The organism is Shigella sp. SIG6 (genome assembly GCF_053555815.1).
The window spans coordinates 1-10,831 of sequence record NZ_JBQZXC010000114.1; the positions used below are offsets into that span (position 1 = coordinate 1).

At 50.8% G+C, this 10,831-nt stretch carries 11 protein-coding genes; 3 read left to right on the plus strand and 8 right to left on the minus strand.

Annotated elements, in window-relative coordinates:
* The 4 genes from ACUU1M_RS15865 to manX form a co-directional block, all read right to left on the minus strand.
* On the minus strand, window positions 1-449 hold a 449-nt coding region (locus ACUU1M_RS15865), incomplete at its 3' end, for a DUF986 family protein (RefSeq protein ID WP_449144690.1).
* A 54-nt stretch (window positions 450-503) separates the two neighbouring features.
* Entirely contained in the window at window positions 504-1,355 is an 852-nt protein-coding gene (manZ, locus tag ACUU1M_RS15870) for a PTS mannose transporter subunit IID (RefSeq protein ID WP_001331209.1), read from the minus strand.
* Between the two features lie 12 nt (window positions 1,356-1,367).
* Window positions 1,368-2,168 (minus strand): PTS mannose transporter subunit IIC, encoded by an 801-nt coding sequence (gene manY, locus ACUU1M_RS15875; protein ID WP_000406926.1) that lies wholly within the window; start codon window positions 2,166-2,168, stop codon window positions 1,368-1,370.
* Window positions 2,169-2,230: 62 nt separating this feature from the next.
* On the minus strand, window positions 2,231-3,202 hold the full coding sequence (manX, locus tag ACUU1M_RS15880) for a PTS mannose transporter subunit IIAB (protein ID WP_000150543.1): 972 nt from the start codon (window positions 3,200-3,202) through the stop codon (window positions 2,231-2,233).
* Window positions 3,203-3,518: 316 nt separating this feature from the next.
* Here manX and ACUU1M_RS15885 point away from each other — a divergent pair, with 316 nt between their 5' ends.
* Complete coding sequence (locus tag ACUU1M_RS15885) at window positions 3,519-3,677, plus strand: protein YoaL (RefSeq protein ID WP_001327808.1); 159 nt, start codon at window positions 3,519-3,521, stop codon at window positions 3,675-3,677.
* Window positions 3,665-5,215: a CNNM family cation transport protein YoaE gene (gene yoaE / locus ACUU1M_RS15890; RefSeq protein ID WP_000394975.1), complete on the plus strand. Its 1,551-nt coding sequence runs from the start codon at window positions 3,665-3,667 to the stop codon at window positions 5,213-5,215. The genes ACUU1M_RS15885 and yoaE overlap by 13 nt, the downstream gene beginning before the upstream one ends.
* A 3-nt stretch (window positions 5,216-5,218) precedes the next feature.
* On the opposite strand, the gene ACUU1M_RS15895 is transcribed toward yoaE, so the two are convergent.
* The 4 genes from ACUU1M_RS15895 to pabB form a co-directional block, all read right to left on the minus strand.
* Window positions 5,219-6,817, minus strand: a complete 1,599-nt coding sequence (locus ACUU1M_RS15895) for an EAL domain-containing protein (RefSeq protein WP_024260757.1) — start codon at window positions 6,815-6,817, stop codon at window positions 5,219-5,221.
* 130 nt (window positions 6,818-6,947) lie between these two features.
* The gene (gene sdaA / locus ACUU1M_RS15900) at window positions 6,948-8,312 is read right to left on the minus strand and encodes an L-serine ammonia-lyase (protein WP_152029011.1); all 1,365 of its coding nucleotides are present in this window, start codon (window positions 8,310-8,312) and stop codon (window positions 6,948-6,950) included.
* A 183-nt stretch (window positions 8,313-8,495) separates the two neighbouring features.
* Complete coding sequence (locus ACUU1M_RS15905; protein WP_000456726.1) at window positions 8,496-9,074, minus strand: CoA pyrophosphatase; 579 nt, start codon at window positions 9,072-9,074, stop codon at window positions 8,496-8,498.
* 3 nt (window positions 9,075-9,077) lie between these two features.
* A complete protein-coding gene (gene pabB, locus ACUU1M_RS15910; RefSeq protein ID WP_000854991.1) occupies window positions 9,078-10,439 on the minus strand; it encodes an aminodeoxychorismate synthase component 1 in 1,362 nt (453 codons plus the stop codon).
* Between the two features lie 73 nt (window positions 10,440-10,512).
* Here pabB and ACUU1M_RS15915 point away from each other — a divergent pair, with 73 nt between their 5' ends.
* Window positions 10,513-10,692, plus strand: coding sequence for a YoaH family protein (locus ACUU1M_RS15915; RefSeq protein ID WP_000457332.1), 180 nt, complete (start codon window positions 10,513-10,515; stop codon window positions 10,690-10,692).
* Window positions 10,693-10,831 lie beyond the last annotated feature (139 nt).

A 10,831-nucleotide genomic window follows, 5' to 3' on the forward strand; every position in this document is an offset into this window, starting at 1 on the left:
GATACGAGAAGCTTATAAATTTTTTCCAGATCGTCGATATTTCGAACGCGGATTAACAGCCGACGCTGTTCTAATTGCATCACCAACACGCCATCTTCCGACAAGTTCATCGCTTTGATTCGGCTATATTCAATCCAGACATTGGCGAAGAAAAAACCTTTTTGTTTAAAGATGATCTTCGGAATGCGGATCCAGAATATATAAAAACCCATCAGAGCCAGTGCACTTAATAACCATGTTGTTATTAGCGCGCCATGATTCGTGACGTTGTTATAGATAAGAATGACAATCAATCCGACGAAGATAACGCTATCGATGCGACCACGCCGGAGCAAAGGAATTGCCAGCAGGGTGGGGCCGTTACAGCGGGGCATGATGAACTGATCGTAGATCGCGAAGGCCAGGAGTGCGGCGATGAAAAGAATCAGTACCAGGTCCGTGATTGTCATTAATCCTCCAGATAAAAAAACGGGGCCAAAAGGCCCCGGTAGTGTACAACAGTCTTACAGTCCCAGCAGGCCGCAAGCGTAACCAGCGATACCGATGACGAAGAAGCCAACGATGATCCACAGCGGGTTAACTTTTTTGCGCAGCAGCCACATACAAGCAAATGTCAGCAGCAGTGGTACAAGGCCTGGCATTAACTGGTCAAGAATAGTTTGCACGGTGGTGACACGGGTCTGTCCATCCTGCCCGGTGATGGTCGAAACCACCAGCGGGATGTTGACATGTGTCCACTTGTTAACCAATGCCCCCATGACAAACAGGCCGAGGATAGACGCCCCTTCCGTCAGTTTTTGCAGGAAGCCACCACCCATATCTTTAACGATATCGATACCTTTGGAGTAACCATACGCTACGCCGTAGTAACGGGTTGCCAGACGCACCAGGTTAAACAGGATGAAGAACAGCAGCGGACCTAACAGGCTGCCGCTCATCGCGATACCGGCACCCAGTGCTGCAAATACCGGACGTACGGTTCCCCAGAAGATCGGGTCGCCTACACCAGCCAGCGGCCCCATCAAACCGACTTTGATACCGTTGATAGCACCGTCATCGATCTCTGCGCCATTAGCACGCTGTTCTTCCAGCGCCAGGGTTACGCCGAGAATCGGTGCAGCCACGAACGGCTGGGTGTTAAAGAACTCTAGGTGACGGCGAATAGCTTGTTTACGAGCTTCGTTGTTCTCAGGGTAGAGGCGACGAATTGCCGGTACCATAGAGAAGCAGAAACCCAGTGCCTGCATACGTTCGAAGTTCCATGAACCCTGGAAGAGGTTAGAACGCAGGAATACGCCACGAATATCACTTTGAGTGAGTTTTTTCTCGGTGGTAGTTTGAGTTGTATCAACCATTTCGCTCACCTGTTAGTCCAGTTCGTTATCGAGATCGTTGTTACCAGCTGCCTGAGCAGGCGCACCGGCTACGCGGTTGTATTTCGGGCTAAGTTGGATGTAGAGCACTGCCATAACAGTACCAATCACACCCAGAGCAACCAGGTTAAAGTTGGTGAATGCTGCGGTTACGAAGCCGAGGTAGAAGAACGGCATCAGGTAGCCAGCACGCATCATGTTGATAACCATCGCATAACCAACCACCACGATCATGCCCCCGGCGATATTCAGACCATTGGTCACCACTTCCGGAATCGCATTCAGCATGTTCTGTACTTCGCTGGTACCAACAGACAGCGCAACGATGACGGCCGGAATAGCCACACGCATTGCTTGCAGGAACAGAGAAGAAACGTGGATCCAGGAAATCGCTGTCAGGTTGCCGTTATCAGCAGCCTTATCCGCAGCGTGCTGGAAAGCAACGGTAATAGTACGAACGATGATGGTCAGTACCTGGCCCGCAGCGGCCAGAGGGATTGCCAGTGCGATACCTGCACCAATGCTCTGATGACCTGCGATAACCAGAATGGTAGAAATGATAGAAGCCAGAGCGGCGTCAGGCGCAACTGCAGCACCGATGTTCATCCAGCCCAGCGCGATCATTTCCAGCGTACCACCGATAATAATACCGGTTTTCATATCCCCAAGAACGATACCCACCAGGGTACACGCGATTAGCGGACGGTGAAACTGAAATTCATCGAGGATTGATCCCATACCTGCGATACAGGCTACGATAAATACCAGCACAATTTGAAGAGTGGTAATCTCCATTGTACTTCTCCTGTTTACGTAAGACTTTAGTGTGAAAACTGAATGATAATCAACACAATACGTTACTTATCGATTTTGCTGATCAGATCCATCATTTTCAGTTTCGGATCGGTGGAAACCTTACGGACTTCCAGCTCAATACCGCGTGCATTCAGTTTTTTGAACGCCTCGATATCTTTTTCATCAACCGAAACCGCGTTATTCACCTGGGTTTTACCCTGACGGAATGCCATACCACCGACGTTAACAGAGGTGATTTTCACGCCGCCTTCAACGAGACGCTCTACATCTGTTGGGTTGGTAAATAACAGCATTACGCGTTCGCCAGCATATTTCGGGTTGTTGTAGACGCGAATCATTTTGGCAACATCAACTACGTGTGCTGTTACGCCCGGAGGTGCAACCTGGGTGAGCAGTGTCTTACGAACGGTATCCGCAGCCACTTCATCACTAACAACAATAATACGGGAGACATTGGTTTCTTTGGTCCAGCGGGTGGCGACCTGACCGTGAATCAGACGGTCGTCGATACGCGCAAGGCCAATAACCATGTAGTCGTTTGGCCCCATTGGTTTTGCCGGAGTTGGAGCCGCTTTTGGTGCTGCGGCAGCGGGTGCTGGCGCGGCTTTTTCAACCGGTTTGGCTTTCAGTGCTTTCACGCCTTCACGGCCTGTTTCTACTGCCAGCGCAACCAGTTCATCAAAGCTCGGGTCATCATCACGGGCCATTAACGTTTCCACGAGCATTGGAATGTTAACGCCTGCAATGACTTCATAATGCTCTTTGTCGACGACAATGCGGCTGGCAGCATTGAACGGGCTGCCTCCCCATGTATCAACGAGAAACAGCACGCCTTTAGTGGTGTCGAGTTTTGCCAACTGAGCGTTGTACTTTTCAATCAGCGTTTCGGCATTTTCACCTGGAACGAAATCGATCCAGCCGACGTTTTCCTGCTCGCCTAACAGCATTTCTGCCGTTTTAAGCAACTGCTCTGCAGCCCAACCATGTGTGCCTATAACAATAGCAATGGTCACTTGCTACCTCCTTTATTATCGTTAACACCTCAACGTGCCAGATGTATTTTTGAATCGTCGTCCACAATCGAATCGATTCAGATAAGGGCTACAACCAAAAACCCCTGCGTTTCGCGATTTATTTTAGATATCGAAAAAATTATTTTATGTGATGAAGATCCGTAATTTAACTTTCGATTATCAGAAATTTCGAAAGGTAAAATATCCTTGTCACATTCGTTTGCAAAGGAAGGTAAATCTTTGCCAAATCAGAGGCGTCTCTGATATGTTTAACTCCCGTTTAATAACCATGGAGTATAGGGCAGTAGCCCGCAGTATGGATCGTCACCGACGTCATTTCAGCATCAGGCCTTTTAACGCCTGCCTTTCTGGCACTCTATGTCGCACCTTTCGTTTGCATTTTGTCGTTACGCCTGCATTATTTCTGGCGTCGAATAGCTATTCCTTAAGCAGGAGCTTGTCATGGAATTCTTAATGGACCCCTCAATTTGGGCGGGGCTACTCACGCTTGTTGTTCTCGAAATTGTGCTGGGTATCGATAACCTGGTCTTCATCGCCATTCTTGCTGACAAACTGCCGCCAAAACAACGCGATAAAGCGCGTTTGCTGGGGTTATCACTGGCGCTGATTATGCGTCTGGGGCTGCTGTCGCTGATTTCATGGATGGTCACGCTGACCAAACCGCTATTTACCGTCATGGATTTCTCCTTCTCCGGACGCGATCTGATTATGTTGTTCGGGGGGATATTCTTGCTGTTCAAAGCAACAACCGAACTGCATGAACGGCTGGAAAACCGCGATCATGATTCCGGCCACGGTAAAGGCTACGCCAGTTTCTGGGTGGTCGTCACACAGATTGTCATCCTTGACGCCGTCTTCTCGTTGGATGCGGTAATTACTGCAGTAGGGATGGTTAACCATCTGCCGGTGATGATGGCTGCGGTAGTGATTGCGATGGCGGTTATGTTGCTGGCATCGAAACCGCTGACGCGATTCGTTAACCAGCACCCCACGGTGGTGGTGCTCTGTCTGAGCTTCCTGTTAATGATTGGTCTGAGTCTGGTGGCAGAAGGTTTCGGTTTCCACATTCCGAAAGGTTACCTGTATGCCGCGATTGGCTTCTCGATCATTATCGAAGTGTTTAACCAGATTGCGCGTCGCAACTTTATTCGTCACCAGTCGACTTTGCCGCTGCGAGCGCGTACTGCCGATGCCATCCTGCGTTTGATGGGCGGGAAACGTCAGGCCAATGTTCAGCACGATGCCGATAACCCGATGCCGATCCCGGAAGGTGCATTTGCCGAAGAAGAACGGTACATGATTAACGGCGTACTGACGCTGGCGTCGCGTTCTCTGCGCGGGATCATGACGCCGCGCGGTGAAATAAGCTGGGTTGACGCTAATCTCGGGGTCGATGAAATCCGCGAGCAACTGCTCTCTTCACCGCACAGTCTGTTCCCGGTATGTCGCGGTGAACTGGATGAAATCATCGGTATCGTACGTGCTAAAGAACTGCTGGTGGCGCTGGAAGAGGGCGTTGATGTGGCGGCGATTGCTTCGGCGTCTCCGGCGATTATCGTCCCGGAAACCCTCGATCCGATCAACCTGCTGGGCGTGCTGCGTCGCGCTCGCGGGAGCTTTGTTATCGTGACCAACGAGTTTGGTGTGGTACAAGGCTTGGTCACGCCGCTGGATGTGCTGGAAGCCATTGCGGGTGAATTCCCGGACGCTGACGAAACGCCGGAAATCATTACCGATGGTAACGGCTGGCTGGTAAAAGGCGGTACAGATTTGCATGCCTTGCAGCAGGCGCTTGATGTTGAGCACCTTGCCGATGACGATGATATCGCGACGGTCGCGGGCCTCGTGATCTCGGCAAATGGTCACATTCCCCGTGTGGGCGATGTGATTGATGTAGGGCCACTGCATATCACCATCCTTGAAGCCAATGATTATCGTGTTGATCTGGTTCGCATTGTTAAAGAGCAACCGGCGCACGATGAAGATGAGTAAGCGTTAACGTAACGACATAATGGGCGTGATATGTCCATTATGCCGGGCGGGCGGCGGTTGGCTGCCCGCCAGCCATTTGGGAAAATCACGTAGCGGCATCGGCTGTGCGTACAAATACCCTTGCAAAATATGCACGCCATGACGGCGCAAATACTTCGCCTGTTCTTGCGTTTCCACGCCCTCCGCCACCAGTTCAATATTCAGTCTTTGCCCCAGCGCGATGATGATATCGGTCACCGTCGAGTTAACCGCGTCAGAACCTATAGCTGCGGTAAATGACTTATCAATTTTCAGCACGTCAGGACGTAATGTTTCAAGCCAGGAAAACGAGCTGTTGCCGGTGCCGAAGTCATCAATCGCCAGTTTGACGTTTTTACGATGCAGCTCGCGGGCAATCCGATAATCAACATCCAGTAAGGCATCGCGTTCGGTGATTTCGAGGATCAGTTGCTGAATCGGGTGAGCGCTAAACCAGTACTGATTGAGATCTTTTATCAGCACACCACGGCGAAAATGGCTGGGTGCGACGTTAATGCCAACATGAAACTGACTACTCATCGGGAAAACATGGCGCTGACGAATGGTTTCTGCCATCACATAGCGGGTCAGTGGCACAATTAAATGATGTTCTTCCGCGATAGGAATAAACACATCCGGTGAAATCCAGCCCTGACGCGGATTATTCCAGCGCAGCAAAATCTCTACACCAATACATTGCTGGCTGCGCGCATTAAGCAAAGGCTGACAGAACAATTCGAACTCATGTTGCGCCAGGCCCAGATTAATTTCGCGGGAAAAGCTCATCCGGTAAGCGGTCGCCAGCCAGGCGATATAGCCCACCAGTAAACTTAGCAGCACCGCCAGCGGTAATTGTGTTGGAAGATAGTGCCATGCCAGCGCCGTAGCCCCCGGACCATTTACGTTAATGGTAAAAGGAAAGCTTTGCGAAGAAACCTGATAGTTTTCATTGTCTTCAGGTTGCGGAAGGGAATCTACCAGCCCATTACCATAGAGCAAATGCCGTTTGTCCACCGTCAGGCTGGCGCTACTGATTTGCGGCAGTTGTGGCTCAAGGAGCATTGCCGTCAGTAAGTCGATGTTAATCATCTCTATGACCCCAGCATTGCTACTGCCCGCTGCAGGCGTCCATTGAATCAAAACCGGACTGCCTTTAATCAGGGCACGGTCGATCGTCAGGCGTAAAAGTGGTTGCGGTGCAGGAAGTTCAGCCAGAATGTCCACGACGGGCACATTGCGATAACCAAAAATGCTGGAGCAATAAAGTGTGCCGTCTTGCACCAGGCCAATGGATCGCACAGTTTGGAGTTTTGCCGCCTGTTTACGTAATGGAAAATGGGCGACAGAGCAGGGCAGACCAATCAGCGGAAGCAAGACTTCGCTACCTGCCTGTAGGGGAAGCAGTACTTTATCTAATTCCTCTACAGCGTGATTGGCGAATTGTACTACCCGTTGTTGATTTAAGTTACGCTGTGAAATAAATCGCACGCTCAGGGTCGAAGCGAGCGTAACGAGTGCGCAAATCGTACAAACAATCATTCGATTACGGCGATAGGTTTTAATGATCCGTTGTGCTTTTTGTATGCGGGCCACCCTGTAAGCGTATGGCGACAAACGCCTGACGCAACAGTGGAAGTGTAGTGGGGAATATTACAGCAGACGAGAAAGCGGGTATAAATTCGCCCATCCGTTGCAGATGGGCGAGTAAGAAGTATTAGTCACACTGGACTTTGATTGCCAGACCACCGCGTGAGGTTTCGCGGTATTTGGCGTTCATGTCCTTACCGGTTTCGTACATCGTTTCGATGACCTTATCCAGCGAGACGCGCGGTGCACTGGTGCGGCGCAGAGCCATCCGTGCGGCGTTAATCGCCTTCACAGAGGCAATGGCATTACGCTCAATGCACGGCACCTGAACCTGCCCTGCAACCGGGTCGCAGGTTAAACCAAGGTTGTGTTCCATGCCAATTTCCGCCGCCACGCAAACCTGTTCCGGGCTACCGCCCAGCAGTTCTGCAAGACCCGCAGCAGCCATTGAACAGGCAACACCCACTTCGCCCTGGCAACCAACTTCCGCACCGGAAATAGAGGCGTTCATTTTATACAATGCACCAATCGCGCCCGCTGCCATAAAGTAACGGGTATAGATGTCTGGGCTGACCGATTCAATAAAGTGGTCATAGTAAGCCAGCACTGCCGGAACGATACCGCAGGCACCGTTGGTTGGCGCAGTTACCACACGACCACCGGCGGCGTTTTCTTCGTTAACTGCCAGCGCAAACATGTTTACCCAGTCAATGACATTCATCGGATCGTTAGACAGTTTATCGCTGGAAACTAACATCCGGCGCAGGGCAGACGCACGACGTGGCACGCGCAGCGGGCCTGGCAGTACACCTTCGGTGTTCATCCCGCGATCGATACATGCCTGCATGGTTTGCCAGACATGCGCGAAATACTCGTCGATCTCTTTCTTGCTGTGCAGCGCCAGTTCGTTCTGCATAGCGAGACCAGACAGCGAATAGCCGGTTTCATTACAGTACGCGAGCAGTTCGGTGGCAGATTTGAACGGATACGGCACGCTCACTTCGTTGGCAGCATCCTGACCAAAGTGTTTTTCATCGACGATAAAACCGCCGCCGATGGAATAATAAGTTTTGCTGTAGACGACTTCATCGCCGTTATAGGCGTGGATTTGCATACCGTTTTCATGCAGCGGCAGGTTGCCGTTATGAAAACGCATCCCGTTGTCGCGCGGGAAATCCACTTCATGCCGTCCCTGTGCCAGCAGCAGACGTTCGCGCTCTTTTACGTCGCGAATAAAACTGGGAATACTGTCGATATCCACGGTGGCAGGTTCGTTACCTGCAAGACCCATAATAATGGCGATATCGGTGTGGTGGCCTTTACCCGTCAGCGACAGTGAACCATAAATGTCCACGGCAACGCGAGTAACGCTATCCAGTAAGCCTTTTTCGACCAGATCATCGACGAACTGTTTACCCGCCTTCATAGGCCCTACGGTATGGGAAGATGAGGGACCAATCCCCACCTTAAACATGTCGAATAGACTAATCACGATAATACTCCTGACAAGGTGACTGGACTTCCAGTAACGAACTAATAACAGCGCATAGTGTAAGAGGGAACGCGGCGACTGGCTTAACTATTCACATGAATTAAACTAATCAAAAACCGCGATTTAACTAATATTGCGATGATTGTCTCAAGTAGTGTTTTGTAGATGTAAAGATAAGTATAGTCAGGGGTTCACACCAATTTGCAGCGCCAGCTCACGAATTATGCCTGCGGTCATTCCCCATACAAAATACTGTTCGTACCAGGACAGCCATACCCGATGTGAATCGCCACGGCGGTAGATATCTAAAGGGTGATAACGACCCAGATGTAATGCCTGGGCGAGCGGCATTTCAAACACCGCCGAGACTTCATCTTCACTGGCGCGATACGGCAGATCGGGCGGGATAATGCCGACCACTGGGGTTACCTGATAGCCAGTTACGCTATCGACGGGCGGCAGCACGCCGATAACTTCAACGGCGGAAGGCGGTATAGCGACCTCTTCTTCAGCTTCGCGCAGCGCGGCGGCGATAACTGATGCGTCCGTGTCATCGACTGCACCTCCAGGGAATGCCACTTGTCCAGCGTGTTTACGCAGATGAATTGAACGCTGAGTCAGCAACAACCCCGGTTGCGGTCGACGGACGATGGGGATTAACACGGCAGCCTGACGATGATTTAGGGTTTCCCGGTTAATTTGCGGGCGCAAAAGTTGAAAGCGAGATAAAAAATCATCAAGCGTCAGGCTACGGTATTCCACGTCTTACTTCTCCAGTTGGCGTAATATCTTATTAACTTTATCAAAAGTTTCCTGATATTCCGCTTCTTCCTGGCTATCGGCGACAATTCCACCGCCCGCAGAGCAGTATATTTGTCCGTTAATGGCAGTCAGCGTGCGGATAGTAATGCTGGTATCCATGTTGCCGCAAAAGCTCAAATAGCCAATGCTGCCGCACCAGGCATTACGTCGCTGCGGTTCCAGTTCGTCGATAATTTCCATAGCCCGTACTTTCGGAGCCCCGGTTATTGAGCCACCAGGAAAAGCTGCGCGCAGCAGATCGCTGGCGTGTAACTGTTCTGGTAGTCGCGCCGTTATAGTGCTGACCAGATGATGCACGGCAGGGAAGGGTTCCACCACGAAGAGCTCTGGTACTTTTACCGAACCGGCTACGGCAACACGACCGATATCATTACGCATTAAATCGACAATCATCAGATTTTCGGCACGATCTTTCGCTGAGTTCGCCAGTTTTTCTGCTTGTTTGCTATCTTCCTGAGGATCGGGCAGGCGTGGTAGCGTGCCTTTAATCGGGCGGGTCTGGATTTCACTATTATCACAAAGAATAAACCGCTCTGGCGAAAGGCTTAAAATTGCACCCTGTTCAAGACGTAAAAAAGCGCTAAATGGCGCGCGGTTGGCCTGATTAAGCTGAAGGAATGCCTGCCATTCATCGCCAGAATAGGTCGCATGAAAACGCTGGGCGAGATTCACCTGATAGCAATCACCGCTGTGCAGATATTCCTGTACCTGGCGAAATTTTTCGCCGTACTGCTCGTGGGTCATATTGGATTGCCAGTCGGAAGTGAGCGTGAAATTTTCCTGCGGCGAGAATTGCTGGCTTTCCAGCCAGGCCCGACGGGCATTGACATCATTATGACTCAGCAAAGAAACTGTATGACGCTGGTGGTCGACAATGAGCGCCCAATCGTAGATACCCACTGCCATATCCGGCAGAACGATATCTTGTTCCGCAATTTCTGGCAGTGACTCAAAACGGCGGCCCAGATCGTAGCCAAACAACCCCAGTGCGCCGCCCTGAAATGGCAAATCTTCGTTATGCGTTGGGCGAATGTCTGCGCGATCCAGCACCTGCTGGAGCACCTGTAGCGGGTCATCAGTGGTCGTTGTGCGTTTTTCGCTTTCACTAACAACGGTTTCTTTACCTAAAGTGGTTAAAGTGCAAATCGGATCGGCGACCACAATATCAAAGCGGCTATACGGATGATCGGCATAGCCGGAGTGTAAAAGCATCGCCCACGGCAGGTGGCTTAAGCGGGAGAAATAAAATTCAGCGGCGTCCTGACGCCAGGGTAAAGTAATCACAGCGGGAGATAACGTCTTCATCAGTCCTGACTCTACTGGCTATGTGCCGGGTAGCATGAAATAATTAGCGCCAACAATTTAGCAGGAGTTAACAATGTTTGCAGGTTTACCTTCACTCACCCATGAACAGCAGCAAAAAGCTGTCGAGCGGATCCAGGAACTGATGGCACAAGGGATGAGTAGCGGCCAGGCAATCGCGCTGGTGGCAGAAGAGCTGCGTGCCAACCACTCCGGCGAGCTAATCGTGGCGCGTTTTGAGGATGAAGACGAGTAACACACTAATCCGTATCGATTTCGTTATAGAAGCCGATGATCATTTGATTGTGAGAAAAAGGACGCTTTTTATATGTGATTAAAAGCGTCCTGACCCATTTATGCTGATATAAATTTAACTCAGACCAGTGCTTTTAGTT

Coding starts and splice junctions, on each gene's coding strand:
- manZ (WP_001331209.1), bottom strand. CDS start 1,355: ATGGTTGATACAACTCAAACTACCACCGAGAAAAAACTCACTCAAAGT.
- manY (WP_000406926.1), bottom strand. CDS start 2,168: ATGGAGATTACCACTCTTCAAATTGTGCTGGTATTTATCGTAGCCTGT.
- ACUU1M_RS15885 (WP_001327808.1), top strand. CDS start 3,519: ATGGATCGTCACCGACGTCATTTCAGCATCAGGCCTTTTAACGCCTGC.
- yoaE (WP_000394975.1), top strand. CDS start 3,665: ATGGAATTCTTAATGGACCCCTCAATTTGGGCGGGGCTACTCACGCTT.
- pabB (WP_000854991.1), bottom strand. CDS start 10,439: ATGAAGACGTTATCTCCCGCTGTGATTACTTTACCCTGGCGTCAGGAC.
- ACUU1M_RS15915 (WP_000457332.1), top strand. CDS start 10,513: ATGTTTGCAGGTTTACCTTCACTCACCCATGAACAGCAGCAAAAAGCT.